Origin of the sequence: Kitasatospora sp. NPDC001539, assembly GCF_040298565.1 — a bacterium.
In the GTDB taxonomy this organism is placed as follows: domain Bacteria; phylum Actinomycetota; class Actinomycetes; order Streptomycetales; family Streptomycetaceae; genus Kitasatospora.
In genome coordinates this window covers 1-17,440 of record NZ_JBEPAK010000148.1, presented here as the reverse complement: position 1 = coordinate 17,440, position 17,440 = coordinate 1, and the positions used below count along the sequence as shown (strand labels likewise).

Genomic DNA, 17,440 nt, shown 5'->3' with positions numbered 1-17,440 from the left:
CCTGGCAGGCCTTTTCTTCCGAGTCACGGCGTGCGGCGGGGCACTGATCGCCCGTGGCTCTCCTCCGGCCAGGCGAGTTGTGCGTCGGCGGCCGGGGGTGTGGGTGCTGGGGATGCGGTGGGTCAGACGTTCCACTTCCGCTCGGCCTCCAGGCCGTTGCGCGGGTTCTCGTGGCGCTCCAGGTCCTCGGCGTGGGCCTGGCGGAAGGTCGGGGCGACCTCTTCCAGCGCGGTGACGACGCGGCCCATGGCCTGGTAGCCCTGGCTGATTCCCTCGACCACGACCGGGTCCAGCGGCAACTGCTCGGCGGCCTTCTCGGCCAGGACCCGCAGGACCTCCTGGAGGGTGCCGTAGGCGACGGGCAGCTCGTCGGCGAACGCCCCGAACTCAACCATCGTCTCGGGATCGAATGTCGTCGCGGCCTGGAGGAGGACGTCGGCGGCGGAGGTGAGGCTGAACGTGGCGGCGGTACCGTCGATCGGCGTGGTCACGGTGTCCTTCTCCTTCACGGTGGGCTTGCCGAGAGTGATCGGTTCGACAGCGGGAGTGGCGTAGGGGCGGCAGGGGCGGCCGAAGAGCTCGAACACGAGGCCGTCGGCGCCCTCGGTGCCGGCCGTGGCCGGGGTGGGGCGGCCGGGGATGTTGACGGTCTTGGCCGGGACCGGCACGAGCGCCGCCCCGCCGGCGGGGTCGGCGGCGGGGTCGCCGTGGCCGAGGATCGCGGCGTCCCGGGCCTGGCGGACGGCGCGGGCACGTTCGGCCAGGCGCCGCCAGGCGCGGCGCATGTGGCCGCTCACCTTGCCCTTGTGGCGCCAGTTGCCGACCAGTGCGGAGCCGAGGCCGACCAGGCCGGTCGCGAGCGCGGCGCCGCCCATCCGCGCCCGGTGGCGCATGGCGGAGCGCGGCAGCGCCTTGGCCTGTACCGGGGTGATCTGCCCGCGCCCGACGGCCGGGCTCTTCGGGCGGGCCCCGGCGCCGGTCGCCGGGTCGATGCCGGCGGCCTGCAGGGCCTTGGCCTGGCCCTTGGCGACTCGGCGGGCGGTGCGCTCGGCGACCCGCGCCAGGCGCTGGTCCCGCGCCGCGGCCCGCTGCTCGGCCCGCTTCGGGGCGCGGTCCTGGAGGCCGGGCAGGCGGGAGGCGGCCTTGGCGAGGGTGTGGACGGCGGCGGACGGCCGGTAGCCGCTGCCCCGTCCGGTGGAGGCGCCCCGCCCCGGCCGGGGCACGCTGCCCGATCCGGGGGCGTGGTGGTGGGTGGCGGGGGGCATGGTTCCGGCCGTTCGCGGCATGCCGGGTCCCTTCGGGGCTGCGATGTGGTGGGAGGGAGTGTTCGACGCGGCCCGGCGGTCGGCCGGACCGGTACCGGAGCGGGCGGCGGCGCCGGTCGAGGTCGAGGAACGGCCGTACGGAGCACCGGAGTTGGGTGCGGCGGTCCGGCCGTCGGTGCGGGCGGCGGGGGTGAAGAGGCCACCCCTGCCCGCCGCACGGTGAGCGGCCGGGGGGCGGCCGGTGGAGAGGCGCGGGTTGGCGGTGTGGCGGTGGCGGGTCCCTTTGCGGGCCAGGCCGCCGAGGGCGGCGGCACCGGCGGCGGCACCGGCCACGGCGAGCGTGGCGGCGCCCCCGCCGAGGGACGCGGCGCCGGCGCCGACGGTCCCGAGGGCGTTGGCGACTGCCACCGCCAGTGGGACACCCGGCATCGCACCCGGCGGCGCGGTCGGGGCGGCGGGTGGGTTCTTCGGTTCGGGCGGTGGCTGGTTCTGGGGCGCGGGAACGACCTCGACCAGCGTCGAGGCGACCGGTTCGGACATGATGAGCGCTCCGGTTCTCTGAGAGGACGGAGGGCCCGGAACCGTCGACAGCTTGCAGGCGAGGCGGCGGTTCCGGGCCGTTATGGCTGGTCAGAGCCGGTAGGGCTCCAGCGAGAAGAACAGGACGTTGCCGCGCGCGAGTTCGGGCCTCTGCTGCGTCAGCCAGTCCCGGATGTCCAGGTAGGCGCGCTCGCGGTTGCTGCCGGGGGCGGCGGTGATGCTGCCGTTGTGGGTGACGACGGCGTAGCCGTTGTGCACCGGGTACTGGAGGGTGATCAGCCAGGTGTGGGTGGGCTCGGCGGCCGGGGCGGTGGCGGTGGTGTCGGGCACGGTTCCTCCGGTCAGGCGGCGGCCGACGCGTGGTCGGCGCAGGTCAGGCAGGTGTCGAGGTGCGCGGGGAGCACGTAGCCGGCGTCCTGACCGCAGGCGGGGCAGGTGCGGCGCGCGGCGTTGGCCTTGGCGAGGGCGGCGGCCTTGGCGGGGGTCATGGGCCGCACGGGCTTGGCCAGCGCGAGGCGGTAGAGGTAGGCGGGGCGGGTGCCGCCGTAGCGGGAGCGCCACATGATCTGCGCGGCGACGTCCTGACCGCCGGGGCGCAGGCCCTTGGCGCGCAGTTGCCGGCGGGTGAAGAGGCCACGCGGCGCCATGCGCCACGGGTAGGTGGGCGTGCCGCCGTGGCGGGCGCCGTCGGGGTCCCAGTGGCGGGGGCGGCTCACGCGGCCACCGCCTCAGCGTCGACGTCCTGCCGCTCGTTGAGCCGCTTGTAGAGCTGGTTGACGTAGGCCGGGGAGCGTGTGGAGCGGCGGGCGGCTTCGCGCTGCGAGACGCCGTCGCGCCAGCACTCTTCGATCACGCGGGCGGCTTCGGCCTCGTCCAGCCGGGCCGGTTCCCGCGAGTCGGTGTTCACCTCGTCGGCCGGGGTGTTCACCTCGTCCTCGGCGGTGAACACGTCGGGCTCCGGGGTGTTCACCGGGTCCGGCTCGTCCGGGTACACCGGGCCGTCGATCACGTCGTCGACGGTCTCCGGGGCGGGGTCGGCGACCGGTTCGGCGGGGTCGGCCGGGGCGGGGTGAACGGGGGTGAGCGCCGGATGAACGGGCTCGGTGTTCACCGCGTTCACCCCGGCCCCCGGGAGCGCCTCCCGGCCCCCCGGACCGGGGCGGGACGGCAGGGCTGGGGCGGCCTGCGGGATGGGGGTGAACGGCGCGGTCGGGAGGGTGAACAGCGGCACGTTCACCACCTGTCGGGCGGCGCGCGGGATGGTCGCGGGGCGGGTGCGAAGCGGCGGCTGGGACCTACGCGCGAGGCGGGCCAGAGCCCGGCGGTAGGCCGGTCCGGCCTCGGCGACGAGCAGCAGCAACAGTGGCGGGATCAGGTGGATCACGACGCCGACCAGGTCTTTCGCCAGTGCGGCGGCCCCGATGTTGAGCCAGACCGTGGCCAGTCCGGTGACCCATCGGAAGAGGGCCGGCCAGCGTCCGGCGCTCACCCCGAAGCGGGAGAGGGTGCTGTCCGCCTGGAGGCTCAGGATGAAGCAGCCGTCGGCGGCGACCGCCATCACGGGGCCGGTGCCGACGGTCGAATGGGCGTCGATGAACGGGGCGGCGGTCGACATGCTCACCGCGACCACCGCCCCCGTCAGCACCCACGTGCCGACGCTGATCACAAGCGACGTACGGCGGATCTGGGCCCGGGTGGGCACCTCGGTGAGCACCGGGTGAACACCCCCGCCGGTGCGGTGAACGTTCACCCGACACCTCCGGCATTCACCCGGGACCGGTCGCGGGCCGCCCGCCGCAGCACGCGGTTTCGCTCTCGCTCGTTCAGGCCGCCGAAGATGCCGTGCGGCTCGCGCCGCTCCAACGCGTCGGCGAGGCACAGAGACTTCACCGGGCAACCGGCGCAGATCATCTTGGCGCGGCGCTCGGCCCACTCGGCGGCCGCGGCTCCGATCTCGTCGGGGTCCGGAAAGAACAGCGCGGTGTCGACGCCGGCGCAGACGGCGCCGCGCAGGTCGCTGTCCGGGTTCGGGCGGTACTCGGCGAGCACGGTGGCCGCCGGGCGGGCGGCCAGGTGCGGGGTGCGGGTCGCACCGCTGATGATCGTGCGGAGCTGGGCCATCACGCCGCCGCCTTCCAGGTCAGCACCCGGCGGCGGTCGGCCGTGCGCATCAGGGCGGACGCGAAACGGGCCGACGGCCCGTCCAGGTCCCGCAGGATGTCCCGCGCGGCGTCGAGCCGGACCCGCCGCTCCTCGGCGGACTCGTCCTCGCTACCGGTGAACAGCTCGGCGTCGACACCGACGCCGAGGGCGAGTTCCGCGAACTCGTCCGGCGTCGCGGCATCCTGGCCTGCGACAATCAGCTTCATGGGTCGTGTTCCTTCACTCGGACGGCCCTGAGCGGTCCCGGTGTGCCAGCACCGGGACCGCAGCCGTGATGGGGTCGGACGATCGACGAGCGTCCGCGCGGACCCGACGTACCTCCGCCGAGGCGGCGGGACGCCGGGAACCGTGATCGCTGGTCGACGCCTCACCGGCCGGCGGCGCGGTAAGGCGACCTATGTCTCTCGCGGTCGATCGGCTTCATCGGGACACCTCCTTCGGTCGAGCGGGCAAGGGAAACGCACTGCAAGGGGGGCCACGCCCCCACCCTCCGGCCGTTGCTCGCGGTCACCGGGCCACCTCGCCAGTCAGGGCCGGACCTTGCCGAACCCCTGTCCCCTGGCCTTTGCGGAGATTGCAGCGTCCTCCGCCTCAGCTCACAGACGCCCCTTTGGAGGGGCTGTTGCACCACTCCGACAGGCGCGTTTGCGCAGTTCAGAGCAGCCCAAAGAAGGGCTGTCAGTTCGCCAGCCTCGCGATGCGAGACATGTTGAACATGTCTCTTACGATGCCGAGAAGCCGACGCTTCGTCAAGTCCTTCGTTTGGTTCGGCCGGAGAGTCCCGGCCGCGCATCAATAGATTCGGCGATCCGGGCCTGTCGGAACACGGCGCATCTGGACGGCTACGGTCCGACTTCGCTACGGTCGAAGTCGTCCCGGATCGTCCAAGCGCCGCACCATCGTCCAGGGGAGGGCGAGATGGCCAATGAGAGGCTGCGAGGGGCAATCCTCGCCAGCAATTTGACGATTGAGCAGATCGCGGAGCGGCTCGGCGTGAGCTCGCGAACCGTCGAGCGATGGGTGGAGGCCAAGGACGAGCGCCGGCCGTACAGGCGCTTCCAGTACGCGCTCGCCAACCTGTTGCAGCGAGACCTGTCGGAACTCTGGTCGGACGAGCAGACCAGCAGCGCGGCGGCGGAAGCCGGACGGGCTGAGCTGGTGAAGCTGTACCCGCACCGCGCGGTCGTGCCGAAAGAGCTGTGGACGTCCCTCTACGCGAAGTCCACGCGGCACTTCGACCTGGTGGTGTACGCAGGGTTCTGGCTCTCGGAGGACCCGCTGTTCTTCCGCCTCGTTCGGGAGAAGGCGCAGGCTGGCGTGCCCGTACGGCTCATGCTGGGCGACCCCGACTGCGTAGGTGTGGCCCAGCGGGGCGAGGATGAGGGGATCGGCCCGGCGATGGCGGGCAAGATTCGCAACGCGCTCGCCAACTATGCGCCGCTGTTCGGCGTCCCCGGAGTCGAGTTCCGGCTCCACTCGACAACGCTCTACAACTCGCTCTACCGAGCCGACGACGACCTGCTCGTCAACGGACACGTCTACGGTGTCGGCGCCTACCTGGCGCCGGTGATGCACCTCTCCCAGGTGCCCGGAGGCGAGCTGTTCAGCACGTACGCGGCGAGCATCGAACGGATCTGGGAAACCTCCCGGATCATCACCTCGCCGAATCTCGAAAGTGAGGCCGCATGAGCCGCATCGACTACTTCCACGACCCGGCCGCCCCTCAGGCGAACTCTGTTGTGCCCTCCGTTACCGCCGTCGTGACGGACGCCGACGGGCGGTTGCTGCTGATCCACAAGACGGACAACAACCTGTGGGCCCTCCCCGGCGGCGGGCACGACATCGGGGAGTCCGTGGCGGACACCGTAGTCCGGGAGGTTCGGGAGGAGACGGGGATCGACGTCGAGGTGGCCTCGGTCGTTGGGCTCTACACGGACCCTGGTCACGTCATGGCCTACGACGACGGGGAGGTTCGGCAGCAGTTCTCTATCTGCTTCCGGGCGCGTCCTGTCGGCGGCGACCTGCGGACGAGTTCGGAGTCGAAAGAGGTCCGCTGGGTGAACCCAGCGGACCTCGACGACCTGGACATTCACCCATCCATGCGGCTGCGGATCAAGCACGGCTTGGCATCGGACCGCGCGGAGCCGTACATCGGTTAGGCCGGCGTGCCGATCTGGAACAGCCGGTCTTCGACCCGGCGGGAGGCCGCATCGATCTCCGGCTCGGCGAGCCGGATGAACCGGCCGACGACGCTGTCGGGCCCGTATCGGCCCACGATCTCGGCGATTCGGTCGGGCGTCGTCGTCGGCGTGCCGTCCGGGGTGGTGGTCATGTCGCAGTAGATCAGCGCGTCGACCAAGTGGGGTTCCTCCAGCGGGAACTCCGCCTCCAACTCCCGGCGAAGGCCCCGTTCCTCGGCTTCGAGTAGGGCACAGGAGTGGTGGGCGACCAGGCGCACGACGCGCTCGTCGACGTTCTCCGCCCGGAGGAACCGCGCGCCGTCGAGCGGGTGGAAGCCGGTGTCAACGATCCGCGGCGAGTAGCCGACGTCGTGCAGGACGGCCGCGGACTCCAACAGCTCGGCGTCCGGGCCGAGGATCCCAGCCAGGGTGCGCGCCTTGCCGGCCACCCCCTTGGAGTGGGCCCAGCGGCGGGGCAGGTCGGTGGACAGCAGGGACTCGGCAAGGTCGTAGGCCCACACGGGCATCTGCTCCTAGGTGTGATTGGCGGGCAGGGCGCGGATGGTTCGGCCCTTTCCGTGGCGCACTTCGAGGACCCCGGCGCCCTCCAACTGCGCGAGGGCGCGTCGGACGGTACCTCTCGCTGCACCGGTGTGCTCGGTGAGTTCCTTCTCCGAGGGGAAGACGGCCCCGACATCGAGCTTTCGGGCGAGGGCGGTGAGCTGGTCGAGCACCGGAACCTTGGGCTCGGCGCGTCCGACAACCCATCCGACGCCGGGCTGCGACCGAATCAGGCCCTCTGCCGCGAGGACGTCGAGAGCGCGCTTCACCGTGGTGCGGGCGACGCCGTGCTCCTCCATCAGCTCCGCCTCAGAGGGAAGCGCCGTCACCGTGGAGTCTCCGCTGATCTTGGTCCGTAGCGCATCGGCGATCCGCAGGTAGGTACCGCGCGGGCTCCGCTCGGGCACTGGCCGCTCCCTTCTCTAGGTCGATACCTAGACAGGATGAACGATTCCGGGGGAGGGCTGCCAGCCTTCAGGCCGTCTGCCCATTGCGGCGGCGTTGGGCTGGCGGGGCTGGCAGGCGCCCGGTCTCAGTTCTGGTCTCAGTCCACTGCGTCCGTGACGATCCGCTTCGGTCCCGTGCAGTCCGCTGACCTGGGTCCGGACGAGCGCGGACGACCACGGACGGTGATTGGGCAAACTCGTAATGCGTAGGTCGCGGGTTCGAATCCCGCAGGCGGCTCAGTGAAGGCCCAGGTCAGATAGCCGCTGACCTGGGCCTTTTGTTGTTTCCTGGCGTGCGGGCAGGCGGCAGTGACGCGCTACGAGATCGCTTGCGTGAGCGATGCGTGAGCGCGGCTGTTGATCTTGGTCTAACCCTTGGCCTTCTTGGCCTTGGACTTCGCCTTCTTCGCCGCCTTCCGCTTGGCTTTCTCCGCTTCGGCTGCGGCCTTGGCGTGAGCCTCGGCTTCGGTCTTCCGCTGGAGGGGGACGAGCTTCGCGGCGGCCTCGGCGGCGTCCTTGGCGATCTCGGGCAGGACGCTGGTGTAGATGTCCGAGGTGATCTTGATGGAGGAGTGGCCGAGCATGTCGGACACCACCTTCAAGTCGACCCCGCCCGCGAGCGCGAGGGTGGCCGCACCGTGGCGGAGGTCGTGCAGGCGGATCGGCGGCAGGCCGGAGGCGGTCACGAGCCGCTCGAACATCTCGGTGACCTTGCCGGGGTGGAGCCAGGAACCGTCCTCGTCGGTGAAGATCCGGCCCGTGTCCTTCCAGGCCGGCCCCCAGTCGGCCCGCTTCTTCTGCCGCCGCTCGCGGTGGCCTCGGAGGACGGCCACCGTGTCGTCGTCCAGCGCCACGGTCCGGAAGCTCCCGTCGGTCTTGGGCCGGACTCCTAGACCTCCGAGCCGTCCTGCACGAGCTGGGTCGTCACGGTCAGCGAGCCGTTGTCGAGGTTGGTCTCGGACCACAGTTGGCCGCACGCCTCGCCCCGGCAAAGCGCGGAAGGCGATCACGTGCCACATCGCGTACAGGCGGTCGGCAGCCACGAAGTCGGTCAACCGACTTGAAAGGGCACCACTTGGCCAACCCCGGCGCCGACCACGACGACCTCCACCGAAGCTTCATTCGCGCTGTCGCTCACCCCGGTGAACTCGATGCCCGCGGCATCCCGAGCACCTGCCCCAACTGCCGAGCCCGCCGCGACTGGCTCCTCCTCAACGTCCGCCACCAGGTCTTCGTCCGCTGCCGCTGCGCGACCGAGTGGCACGAGCCCGACCTCACCCGCGCATACTTCGACCTGCACTTCACCGCCCCCGAACACGAGTGGGACGAGTGGGACGACTTCGACACCGCCATGCGGGCACTCGCCTTCGAGGTCTGCTCGCCGGCACTGCGTGGGACTAGACCAACAGCTCTACGGGCGGACCTGCTGGGTGGCTGCTCGTAGAGTGTCCGTCAGGCAGTGAGCACAATGTCCAGGTACGCCTGTACCGGCTCGAAGAGCCCGTACGGCACATACTCGGGGATCTCGGCGAGAGCCACCCACGCGAGCTGGTCCAGCTCCTCCGTGTCGACCACCTCGGCGGTGCCGCTGACGGCCTCGCAGGCCGTGTACGACATCAGCCGACCGGTCTTCGGATGCACCCGCTCGCCCAGGAGCTTGACGGCGGCCACACCCAGTCCGGTCTCCTCCGCCGTCTCACGGACAGCCGCCTCCTCGGGCGACTCCCCGGCCTCGATCTCGCCGGCCGGGAACTGCCAGGAGAGCTGGCCCTCGCTCACCCGCCGCCTCACCATCAGGACGCGGCCTTCATGGACCACGATCGCGGCGGCAATACCCGGGCGTTCCTCCGCAGTCTGCTGTGTCACGTCTGCTCCTCCAGGGCGGCCAGGATGGGTGGGAAGATCGTATCGGCGTCGATGAAGCGGGTCACCGAGTTTCGAGGAACCCACATCACGTCGACGTTCTCGACGGCGTCGCTGTTGGTTGCCTCGCCAGCCAGGTACTCGCACAGGAAGTACTCGCACAGCACGCCCGTCACGGGGTGGACACGGCTGCCGAGGCTCCCGCGGACAGCACAGTGAACCCCGGTCTCGTCCAGCGTCTCCCGGACGGTCGCAGTCTCCGGCTTCGCACTGGGCTTGATCACCCCAGCAGGGAACTGCCAGGTGATCCCGGACGCGTCGTCGTCGCGCCGGCAGACCAACAGCACGTCGCCCTGCCGGAGGACAACCGCGATGGCCACCCGCAGGGCCTGCGCGGCTGGCATGCCGGACTCGGAGGCGCCGCCGCCGCGTTCTTTCGCTGCCAGGAGGGCGAAGCGCTGACGAGCCGCGTCGGAAGCTCTCTCGTGCGCGGCGTCGAGGAGCTGCTGCATCTCGGCTCGCGGCACAACGGAGGAGTCGGCGTGCCATGTGGCCACCGTTCTCACCGCGATCCCGAGCTGATTGGCGAAAGCCTCGTTGGTGAGGCGGAGGGCGGACTGGAGCAAGCAGGCGTAACGGCCGCTCCAGACCTCGATGACGTCCAACGCCGTTCCCTCTCCGTCGTGGTCGCTGCAGTGCAGGAGGCGTGCGTCGAAGATGCACATCGACTGCACTGGCGCTTCATCGCTGCGCGGCGTGGATGCCGGAAGACTTGCGATCGGCACCCCAAGGCCAGGTTCATCTAGGCGACTTGAGCTCTGGCAGGCGCCGGGGAGTTACAGGACACACACGCCGACCCCTCGGGAGATTCTAGGTGTGAGTACCCGAAGCAGGACAGCGAGTTGGGCGATTGAGCCCGCGAGACCGCCGTGTCGACAGGGCGGCGGATCGAATGCCACAGGACCGGGCAGGGTTCACCCGTTCGGGGGGTAGGTCGGAGCGCCGAAAGTGGCTCGCCAGCGCCGGTAACCTCAGTTCATGACGGGCTGATCGCTCGTCATGTCTGAATGTCAGCAAGCTGAAAGGGAACTGATGGCCGAGGACCAGGTCCACACGGTCGAGCGCACGCTCGTCCTGCTCAAGCCCGACGCGCTGGTGCGCGGCCTCGGGGGCCGGATCATCTCGCGCTTCGAGGACGCCGCGCTGAAGATCGTTGGCGTCAAGATGAAGTGGATGGACGAGGAGTTCACCCGCAGGCACTACTTCGACCTCGAAGAGCGGCTGGGGGCGGAGGTCTACAACCTCACGGCCACCTTCATGCAGCAGGGGCCGGTCATCGCCCTGGTACTGGAGGGCTACGACGCCATCGCCACCGTTCGGAAGATCGTGGGCAGCACCTACCCGAACCAGGCTCCGGCCGGCACGATCCGCGGCGACCTCTCGCACATGAGCTCGGCGGGCAGCGTGGCGGTCGGCAAGGCCGTGGCCAACCTGGTCCACGCTTCCGGCAACAAGGAGGAGGCCGCGCAGGAAGTCGAGCTGTGGTTCGACAAGGACGAGCTGCACGAGTACCGCACGCTGGCCGAGATCTTCACCAACTAGGCCGATCGCGGCGTCACCACTGAGACGCCGCTGCGTTGACCACCACCGGGGCACCACCGTCCGATCTGAGAGGGCACCATGACCAACCAGACCCGCCTGGCCTCCGCCGAGGAGCTGGAGTCGATCTTCCAGCGCGAGCTGGCGACCGACCGCTGGGCGGCCACCGAGACCGCCTACGCGCTGGCGGTCCGCCTCCGGGACGCCGGCGACTGGCCCAAGTCCCGTGAGTGGGTGCAGCAGTGCCTCCAGCTGCTGGAGGGCTTCCCGAGCGAGACCGAGGACCAGACGGCGACCACCCGCGTGGCGGTCGGCGGCGTCCCGCTGCCGAACTACCTGCACGCCGGTGTGATCCGCGACCGCTTCGGCGACCTGGGCTGACTTATCTCGGGTGGTGCGGCCGGTGAAGTGTCGGCCCGCCGCACCACTCGGCTCCACCACCAACTCCATACCGCCCCGTCCGGACCAGCCAGGGGCCACCCACCTTGGTTCGGCTGGATCCGCCATGCCTGAAACGAGGAGACACGACCGTGGCTGTCGAGATCGAGATGCGCGCCCGCTTCGACAAGGAGACCCACGCCCAGCTCATGGACCGCCTGCGGAAGGACGGCGAGGACCTGGGCGACGACGCCAAGCACATCTACTTCTACGTGCTGCCCGAGCAGCTGCTGAAGGTCACGGACAACACGGCTGCCGGCACCGCCAAGATCACCCTCAAGGGCAGCAAGATCGGCCAGGGCGCTGCCTTTTCCGAGACCGAGTTCGCGATCGCCCGTGAGGACGTCCCGGCGGCGGTGAAGGTGTTCAACGCGCTCGGCTTCGAGGGCGCGATGCACGAGGCGTTCAACTTCCGCCACAACTTCCGCTTCCAGGGCGTGGAAATCGCGCTCAAGTGGAGCGAGGCGTGGGGCTACCACGCCGAGTTCGAGGTGCTGCTCGACGACGGCGCCTCGGACGCCGCCCGCGACGAGGCGTCCGCCCAGATCATCGACGTCGCCGCCGAGCTCGGCGTGACGCTGATGAGCGAGCAGGAGCTGGCCGACTTCGCCGCCGCCTTCGAGGCCGCCGAGCAGGAGCGCAAAACCCGCCAGACACAGGCCGCGCCGATCCGGTAGGAGCACGTCACCGCGGTAGACCACCAGAAGGGGGTGGGCACAGATGAGCACGACCCCGACGACCACAAGCCTGGTCGACCTGGCTGCCCGCAAGCAGCTGCCGCACCACCAGTACATGGACCCGGCCACCATCGAGTGGATCAAGACCAACCGGCCGGGCCTCGGTGCGGCCTGGCCACCGCCCCTGCGGCCGGCCTCGAAGCACCTCCTGAGCCGGTCCGCTCTTCCAGCACCATGGCTGGCGGAATCCCGTTTGCACGACTCGCTCCACGGCGTCCGGCACAGCATGCGAACCGCCGCGCTGGCCGCCCTGCTCGCCGAGATCCACGAGCTGGACGACACCGAGACCGCCACGGTCGTCCTGGCCGCCGCCGTCCACGACTGCCAGCGCGTGCACGACAAGGACGACCGTGGCCACGGCGCCCGCACCGCTATCTGGCTGGCCGCCGACGCCGACACCGTCTGGACCCACTTCGGCTTGGTGGCCACGCCCCGGAGGATCATCCAGGCCGCGACCGCCATCCGCCTCCACGACGTGCCATACGGCGCCTTCTGCTCGGACGACCAGGCCGACTACGTCCGCGCCGAACTCATCTGCGACCTGGTCAAGGCCGCCGACGCGCTCGACCGCTACCGCCTGCCCAAGCTCACCTGGTGGCCCGACGCGCGGCACGTTCGTGAGCCGGCCTTCGACCAGCTCCGCGCCGTGGCCTTCGACCTCGTCGCCGTCTCCGAGACCGCGCACCTCGCAGGAGCCAGCAGCGCCGAAGCCGTCCTGTACGCGCTCGCCGAGAAGGGGCTGGTGTAGCCGTGAGCCTCCGCGACGCCTACGACCTGTGGGCTGACGCGCACGCCTTCTTCGACTCCGCGCTGCTGCCCGACGCCGGGCAGCACGGCCCGCTGGCGGCCCAGACGGCCTCCTGGCACAAGCGCCTGACCGACGAGACGCCGAACGGCAGCCTGCTCCGCAAGAACGCGCTCTTCGACAGCCTGAGCAGCGACGGCAAGTTGCACCTGCTCCACGTCACCCACGCCCTGGAAGAGATCAGCGAGGAGGGGGTGCTCTACCCCTCCGGCGGATGTCTCGTCGGCAGCATCTACTGCGCCCCGCTCACAGCGACCGAGCACGGCTTCCGCATGCACAACCTGGCCGCTTACGTCCTTACGAAGGAGGCCCCCGCCTCCCTCGCCAAGGTCGGCCTGAGCGGACGCGCACCCACGCCGCTGATCTTCGAGATCACCACGCCGCCCCAGGCGTACCGCGGATTGGCGGGCGTGGACTACCTGCGGCTGGGCTCGATCCACCTGCAGATCTACACCGACCTGGAGTACCTGCTCAGCAAGACCGAGCGGCACCACCTGCGCGAGACGGTCGTCGGCCGGATCAAGAACTCGGCCGCGTTCCTGGCTCTGGCCGCCGGCATCGTCTACCAGGGCTCGACGGTGACCACGGAGGGCTTCTTCCAGCTGCTGGATGCGGCCATCCAACGGCTGCCCATCCTCGGCTACCTCTACTTCGAGGCCCTCGCCGAGTACCTGATGCTCCACTCCACCTCCGAACGGACCCGACAGCTGGCCGACCTCGGGGAGTTCAACAACTGGCTCTACAAGGAGATGCTGTTCGCCTCCCTCCCGGACATGGCCGGCAAGTTCAACCTCGCCAGGTTCCGCCCCCGCCCGCAGGAGCTGGCGACGCTTCTCCAAGGGGTGGACCCGACCATCGACGCTGACCACGCTCGCAGCTACTTGGTCGAGCGGATCAGCTACCTCGTCGCCGCCCGGCTCTTCACCAGCGGCCAGGTGCCCGAAGCCTGGCACCGCACGCGCTGGGAGTTCGACAGCCTCGCTACCCAACTCGGCCCGCTGCTCGGCCACCTCATCCACCGCGAACTCCGCAGCTTCGGCCGCTACCCCGACTTCTACTTTTACTTCGACCAGCACAAGGCCCTGCAAGCCTGGAACTACTGGAACCACATGGACATCGTCGCGCCGTTCAACGGCACGATGCCCAAGGGCGAGATCGGCATCAACCCGGCCTACCCGAACCTGGACTACCGCGTCTGGCGTGCCGAGCCGGACAGTGCCGGGCACCTCCACCCGACCGAGCAGCTGGCGCTCAGCATCGCGCCGCGCCTGGTCGACATCAAGTACACGCTCATGCGCAACAGCAGCCGCTGACCGCTGCCCCACGCCCCTCGACGACCGATCGCAGAGGAGACGCATGCCCACCCACGGCCCCGCCACCCAGTCCACCACTGCCTGGCCGGCACCTATCCAGCCCGCCGAGACGCTCTTCACCGAGATCTACCGCACCAACCACTGGGGATCCCCCGAGTCGGTCTCCGGTCCCGGCTCCGAGATCCGTCAGACTGAGGCCGTCCGAGCCGCCCTCGCCTCGGTTCTCGCGCGCTACCCGATCCGCACCGTCACGGACGCCGGATGCGGTGACGTCAACTGGATCCGCCAGGTCGACGGGTTCGATCAGTTGGACGGCTATGTCGGCCTCGACGTCGTCCCCGACCTCGTCCAGCTCAACCAGGAACGGCACGGCAGCGAGCGCATCTCCTTCCGGCAGGCCGACCTGAGCAGGGACTACATCCCGACTGCGGACCTCGTCATCGCACGGGACTGCCTCGTCCACCTCACCCACAACGAGGTGCTCGCGTTCCTCGATCGCGTCACCGCCAGCCGCTCGACCTACCTGCTCGCCACCACCTACGTCGGCGTGGCCGAGAACCGCGACACCGCGGACACCCACTGGCGCCCGCTCAACCTTCAAGCGGCCCCGTTCCACCTGCCCGAGCCCGTCGAGCACTTCGACACCGACTTCACGGACGGCGGCCGGCACCACCCCGGCAACGGGCTGGGCCTGTGGAAGATCGACCAGCTCAGCTCCCGAACCACCTGACCACCACCCAGGCGCCCCAGGAAGCGAGACCTTCGATGAGCTTGCACGACCAGCAGATAACCGCTCTCCTCGCCCAACTCGACCAGGCCCTAATCTCACCCGCGACCACGCACGGCCTCGCCCGAACCCTCCGGGCGGCCGTCAAGGAAGTCGAACTGCACCGCCACCACCGGGCCAGCGTTGCCGCCCTGCCCGACTGCGTCCTCAAGCCCAGTCCGGCCAAGGTCCAGATCGGCGGCGGCGGACACCGCATCGACGGCTTCTTCAACATCGACATCGTCCCGCCGGCCGACCTCCTGTGGGACGTGCGCGAGGGCATCCCGCTCGCCGATGCCAGCGTCGAGACGATCTTCTCCGAGCACTTCCTGGAGCACATCGACTACCCGCGCTCCGCCAAGTCCTACGCCCGCGAGGCCCACCGCGTCCTCACGCCCGGCGGACAGCTCATCACCGGCGTCCCCGACGCCGCCTTCGTCCTGAACCAGTACCCGGCACCGCCGGACCGGGCCGGCGAGATGATCGACCGGTGGTACGCCAAGCGGCAGTGCCGAGACGACATCAACACCTACCTCGACCTCATCAACTACGTCTTCCGCGACCAGGACGACGACCCGACCTACAACCCCCACTACTGGGCGTACGACCACGAGAAGCTCGCCCAGCTCTTCACCGCGGCGGGCTTCCGCACCGTCGAGCCGTGGACCTTCGACCCCACGATGGCCAACCCGAAGCGCCAGTGGGCCAGTGTCTACGTGGTCGCCACGAAGTAGCCGCGTAGCCCGCGAGCGATCCGCACGGGAGCGCACAGGACCTCTGACCGTGGTGGCCGGCAACCCGGCCACCACGGGACGCCGGGACCACTGATCAACGCCAACAGCAGGCACCTGCCCGCCTACGCAGCCCCGAGCGGGAGGCACCTCATGTCTCAAGGCCATCCGTACATCAGCCACTTGACCTTGGCCGATACCCCGAACGCGGTGCCCTGGGCCCGTCGGCACTCCGCCGACATCCTGCGCCGCTGGCAGATCCCGGGCCCTGTCATCGAGACGGCCAACCTCATCGTCTCCGAGCTCACCACCAACGCGGTCCGCCATCCGGCCGGCAATGAGTCGCAGAGCACCGGATACTCGAGCCTGTCCGCCGTCAGCACGTTCACCCTCACCCTCCAGCTGACAGGAACGGCCCTGCTCGTCCAAGTCGCAGACCGCGATCCCCAGCCACCAGTAAGGCGAGAGGTAGGCGTGGAAGCCACTGGCGGACGCGGGCTGTTCTTGGTGAGCGAGATGTCCAACCGTTGGGGCCACTACCCGGCATCGCCTGGGAAGGTTGTCTGGGCCGAACTCCTGCTCCAGGGCCCGGGACGGTCCGGATTGGTACACGTCGAGCAGCCCGTGGAACGCGCTGAGTCAGCCAGCGCCACCGGCCCGATTTCCGATCCATTTCTGATCGGACGAGTTCTAGTCGGATTGCGCGAGCTATAGGTGCAGGGCGAGGGACAGGTCGGTGTGGATCAAACCTGTGCTGCCGCGATCTTGTTCGTGAGATTGATCGTGGCTACGTACCAGTAGAAGATCCACTCGAGGTAGAGCTCAGAGTCGTATTCCGTTTGCTGTTTGGCATCCTGATGGCGGATGCCAAACTGGTTGGCAATCTGGAACAGCGCCCCTTCGTCCTTGCTGAGCAGGTGTGTCTTGATCAGTGCTCGTCGCCGCTCCAGAATCCCAGCGAGTGCGATGACTGACTGCCGCCGGTCCATCGGGCTTGCTCCGCGAACTCGGAACTGGCTCAGTGCGTGCTCCAGCTCCATGTCGTCAGCATCGTGCACATTCTCAGCGGCGCGTACGGCTGTCACCAGCTCCTCCACAACGCCTGGGGCGACCATCTCGAGGCGACCACTCTCGGCAAGCATCAGCCCGATCTCGCTCTCAGCGAGCAGCGCGTTGACCTCTGACCGGTAAAGCTGCTGGCCACGCTCGGAGTCGAACTCGTCGTAGTGCCAACCGCAGTTGCTGTATGAGTGGTAGTGCCTTCGGGTAGGCCGCCGCACGTGATCCGCCAGGAACTCGATCACGTCACAGAGATCGTCCAGGTCGTAATGCTCGCCAAACCGCTGAACCGGCCAAAGGCCGCCCTCTCGGCCCAATTGGCGATGCAGTTCCTCGATGGGGAAAGTGCCAAGCGATCCGATCGTGCTGTCATCGACACAGGGCTGGCCCATGGCTGAGGCGAAATAGCCGGCGTCATCGAGCCGAGCGACCAGCGATGCGAAGCGGCGGCAAGTGGCCGGCAGGTCGGTCTTCGAGGTCTGACGGGAGGCTCCTCGACGCGCGGACCAGTACGGCATGCGCTCGCCCTTGGTAGGGCAACCGTCAAGGTTGGTACGCAGGTCATCCAACCAGGAGGCTTGGCTCTGCTTCTCGGGCTCCCACGGTGTCCAGCCGCTCATGCCCTCGAACTTGTCGGCAATCTCCGCTGATGTGAACGCCTCCGTCAGGAACAACGTGCACTGCTCGGCCCAATCGTGGGTGCGGCCCGACGCGTTAAGCGCCATCAGGCGATCAATCTCGGCAGCCGCGATCCATCGAGGCCAGACAAGCTCGAAGGCGCGCGAGTTAAAGGCAGGAGTGGTCACTGCCCTAGTCTCTCAGCGGACGGTTCACGAGAGAGGTGAATTTCGGGACCGGATCGGTTCTGCCTGGATCGTCCTAGTGAGCTGGTTCGGAGATGCGTGAGCAGTAGCGGCAGATCCGATCGATGATCTGGTCGGCGGTCTTGGTCCACTTGAACGGCTTGGCGCTCT

Annotated in this window: 22 protein-coding genes and 1 pseudogene; 11 read left to right on the top strand and 12 right to left on the bottom strand. The window is 69.3% G+C overall.

Annotated elements, in window-relative coordinates; translation table 11 throughout:
• Window positions 1-122: 122 nt before the first annotated feature.
• The 6 genes from ABT247_RS22075 to ABT247_RS22050 form a co-directional block, all read right to left on the bottom strand.
• On the bottom strand, window positions 123-1,805 hold the full coding sequence (locus ABT247_RS22075) for a TrbL/VirB6 family protein (RefSeq protein WP_350744708.1): 1,683 nt from the start codon (window positions 1,803-1,805) through the stop codon (window positions 123-125).
• A 90-nt stretch (window positions 1,806-1,895) separates the two neighbouring features.
• Entirely contained in the window at window positions 1,896-2,135 is a 240-nt protein-coding gene (locus ABT247_RS22070) for a hypothetical protein (RefSeq protein ID WP_350744706.1), read from the bottom strand.
• Window positions 2,136-2,146: 11 nt separating this feature from the next.
• Window positions 2,147-2,521 carry an RRQRL motif-containing zinc-binding protein gene (locus ABT247_RS22065; RefSeq protein WP_350744704.1) on the bottom strand — a complete coding sequence of 125 codons (375 nt, stop codon included), beginning with the start codon at window positions 2,519-2,521 and terminating at the stop codon, window positions 2,147-2,149.
• Complete coding sequence (locus ABT247_RS22060; RefSeq protein WP_350744702.1) at window positions 2,518-3,555, bottom strand: hypothetical protein; 1,038 nt, start codon at window positions 3,553-3,555, stop codon at window positions 2,518-2,520. Before ABT247_RS22060 ends, ABT247_RS22065 begins: the two co-directional genes overlap by 4 nt.
• Complete coding sequence (locus ABT247_RS22055; protein ID WP_350744700.1) at window positions 3,552-3,926, bottom strand: WhiB family transcriptional regulator; 375 nt, start codon at window positions 3,924-3,926, stop codon at window positions 3,552-3,554. The genes ABT247_RS22060 and ABT247_RS22055 overlap by 4 nt, the downstream gene beginning before the upstream one ends.
• Window positions 3,926-4,174 (bottom strand): hypothetical protein, encoded by a 249-nt coding sequence (locus ABT247_RS22050; protein WP_350744698.1) that lies wholly within the window; start codon window positions 4,172-4,174, stop codon window positions 3,926-3,928. Before ABT247_RS22050 ends, ABT247_RS22055 begins: the two co-directional genes overlap by 1 nt.
• 712 nt (window positions 4,175-4,886) lie before the next feature.
• Here ABT247_RS22050 and ABT247_RS22045 point away from each other — a divergent pair.
• On the top strand, window positions 4,887-5,657 hold the full coding sequence (locus tag ABT247_RS22045) for a helix-turn-helix domain-containing protein (RefSeq protein WP_350744696.1): 771 nt from the start codon (window positions 4,887-4,889) through the stop codon (window positions 5,655-5,657).
• On the top strand, window positions 5,654-6,127 hold the full coding sequence (locus ABT247_RS22040) for an NUDIX hydrolase (protein ID WP_350744694.1): 474 nt from the start codon (window positions 5,654-5,656) through the stop codon (window positions 6,125-6,127). Before ABT247_RS22045 ends, ABT247_RS22040 begins: the two co-directional genes overlap by 4 nt.
• Here the strand turns inward: ABT247_RS22040 and ABT247_RS22035 are convergent.
• The 3 genes and pseudogenes from ABT247_RS22035 to ABT247_RS22025 all read right to left on the bottom strand — a co-directional run.
• Entirely contained in the window at window positions 6,124-6,675 is a 552-nt protein-coding gene (locus ABT247_RS22035) for an HD domain-containing protein (RefSeq protein WP_350744692.1), read from the bottom strand. The two genes, ABT247_RS22040 and ABT247_RS22035, sit on opposite strands and share 4 nt — an antisense overlap.
• A 6-nt stretch (window positions 6,676-6,681) precedes the next feature.
• Entirely contained in the window at window positions 6,682-7,116 is a 435-nt protein-coding gene (locus ABT247_RS22030; protein WP_350744690.1) for a GntR family transcriptional regulator, read from the bottom strand.
• 407 nt (window positions 7,117-7,523) lie between these two features.
• Window positions 7,524-8,204 (bottom strand): annotated as a pseudogene (locus ABT247_RS22025) (site-specific integrase); the annotation flags it as partial.
• A gap of 26 nt (window positions 8,205-8,230) precedes the next feature.
• Here ABT247_RS22025 and ABT247_RS22020 point away from each other — a divergent pair.
• On the top strand, window positions 8,231-8,599 hold the full coding sequence (locus ABT247_RS22020; protein ID WP_350744688.1) for a hypothetical protein: 369 nt from the start codon (window positions 8,231-8,233) through the stop codon (window positions 8,597-8,599).
• Window positions 8,600-8,607: 8 nt separating this feature from the next.
• Here ABT247_RS22020 and ABT247_RS22015 read toward each other — a convergent pair whose 3' ends face one another.
• Entirely contained in the window at window positions 8,608-9,021 is a 414-nt protein-coding gene (locus tag ABT247_RS22015; RefSeq protein ID WP_350744686.1) for an NUDIX hydrolase, read from the bottom strand.
• Window positions 9,018-9,683 (bottom strand): NUDIX hydrolase, encoded by a 666-nt coding sequence (locus ABT247_RS22010; protein WP_350744710.1) that lies wholly within the window; start codon window positions 9,681-9,683, stop codon window positions 9,018-9,020. Before ABT247_RS22010 ends, ABT247_RS22015 begins: the two co-directional genes overlap by 4 nt.
• A gap of 427 nt (window positions 9,684-10,110) precedes the next feature.
• Between ABT247_RS22010 and ABT247_RS22005 the strand changes: the two genes are divergently transcribed.
• The 8 genes from ABT247_RS22005 to ABT247_RS21970 all read left to right on the top strand — a co-directional run bounded on the left by ABT247_RS22005 (window position 10,111) and on the right by ABT247_RS21970 (window position 16,121).
• Window positions 10,111-10,620, top strand: a complete 510-nt coding sequence (locus ABT247_RS22005) for a nucleoside-diphosphate kinase (protein ID WP_350744684.1) — start codon at window positions 10,111-10,113, stop codon at window positions 10,618-10,620.
• 78 nt (window positions 10,621-10,698) lie between these two features.
• The gene (locus ABT247_RS22000; protein ID WP_350744682.1) at window positions 10,699-10,998 is read left to right on the top strand and encodes a hypothetical protein; all 300 of its coding nucleotides are present in this window, start codon (window positions 10,699-10,701) and stop codon (window positions 10,996-10,998) included.
• Window positions 10,999-11,147: 149 nt separating this feature from the next.
• Window positions 11,148-11,732 carry a CYTH domain-containing protein gene (locus ABT247_RS21995; protein ID WP_350744680.1) on the top strand — a complete coding sequence of 195 codons (585 nt, stop codon included), beginning with the start codon at window positions 11,148-11,150 and terminating at the stop codon, window positions 11,730-11,732.
• A 43-nt stretch (window positions 11,733-11,775) separates the two neighbouring features.
• A complete protein-coding gene (locus ABT247_RS21990) occupies window positions 11,776-12,540 on the top strand; it encodes a hypothetical protein (protein ID WP_350744678.1) in 765 nt (254 codons plus the stop codon).
• A 2-nt stretch (window positions 12,541-12,542) separates the two neighbouring features.
• Entirely contained in the window at window positions 12,543-13,910 is a 1,368-nt protein-coding gene (locus ABT247_RS21985) for a hypothetical protein (RefSeq protein WP_350744676.1), read from the top strand.
• A 43-nt stretch (window positions 13,911-13,953) separates the two neighbouring features.
• Window positions 13,954-14,640: a class I SAM-dependent methyltransferase gene (locus tag ABT247_RS21980; protein ID WP_350744674.1), complete on the top strand. Its 687-nt coding sequence runs from the start codon at window positions 13,954-13,956 to the stop codon at window positions 14,638-14,640.
• A 35-nt stretch (window positions 14,641-14,675) separates the two neighbouring features.
• Window positions 14,676-15,410 carry a class I SAM-dependent methyltransferase gene (locus ABT247_RS21975; protein ID WP_350744673.1) on the top strand — a complete coding sequence of 245 codons (735 nt, stop codon included), beginning with the start codon at window positions 14,676-14,678 and terminating at the stop codon, window positions 15,408-15,410.
• Window positions 15,411-15,590: 180 nt separating this feature from the next.
• Complete coding sequence (locus ABT247_RS21970) at window positions 15,591-16,121, top strand: ATP-binding protein (protein WP_350744671.1); 531 nt, start codon at window positions 15,591-15,593, stop codon at window positions 16,119-16,121.
• Between the two features lie 29 nt (window positions 16,122-16,150).
• On the opposite strand, the gene ABT247_RS21965 is transcribed toward ABT247_RS21970, so the two are convergent.
• Entirely contained in the window at window positions 16,151-17,272 is a 1,122-nt protein-coding gene (locus tag ABT247_RS21965) for a hypothetical protein (protein WP_350744669.1), read from the bottom strand.
• Window positions 17,273-17,440: the final 168 nt, after the last annotated feature.

Coding starts and splice junctions, on each gene's coding strand:
- ABT247_RS22075 (WP_350744708.1), bottom strand. CDS start 1,805: ATGTCCGAACCGGTCGCCTCGACGCTGGTCGAGGTCGTTCCCGCGCCC.
- ABT247_RS22055 (WP_350744700.1), bottom strand. CDS start 3,926: ATGGCCCAGCTCCGCACGATCATCAGCGGTGCGACCCGCACCCCGCAC.
- ABT247_RS22050 (WP_350744698.1), bottom strand. CDS start 4,174: ATGAAGCTGATTGTCGCAGGCCAGGATGCCGCGACGCCGGACGAGTTC.
- ABT247_RS22045 (WP_350744696.1), top strand. CDS start 4,887: ATGGCCAATGAGAGGCTGCGAGGGGCAATCCTCGCCAGCAATTTGACG.
- ABT247_RS22040 (WP_350744694.1), top strand. CDS start 5,654: ATGAGCCGCATCGACTACTTCCACGACCCGGCCGCCCCTCAGGCGAAC.
- ABT247_RS22035 (WP_350744692.1), bottom strand. CDS start 6,675: ATGCCCGTGTGGGCCTACGACCTTGCCGAGTCCCTGCTGTCCACCGAC.
- ABT247_RS22005 (WP_350744684.1), top strand. CDS start 10,111: ATGGCCGAGGACCAGGTCCACACGGTCGAGCGCACGCTCGTCCTGCTC.
- ABT247_RS22000 (WP_350744682.1), top strand. CDS start 10,699: ATGACCAACCAGACCCGCCTGGCCTCCGCCGAGGAGCTGGAGTCGATC.
- ABT247_RS21990 (WP_350744678.1), top strand. CDS start 11,776: ATGAGCACGACCCCGACGACCACAAGCCTGGTCGACCTGGCTGCCCGC.
- ABT247_RS21980 (WP_350744674.1), top strand. CDS start 13,954: ATGCCCACCCACGGCCCCGCCACCCAGTCCACCACTGCCTGGCCGGCA.
- ABT247_RS21975 (WP_350744673.1), top strand. CDS start 14,676: ATGAGCTTGCACGACCAGCAGATAACCGCTCTCCTCGCCCAACTCGAC.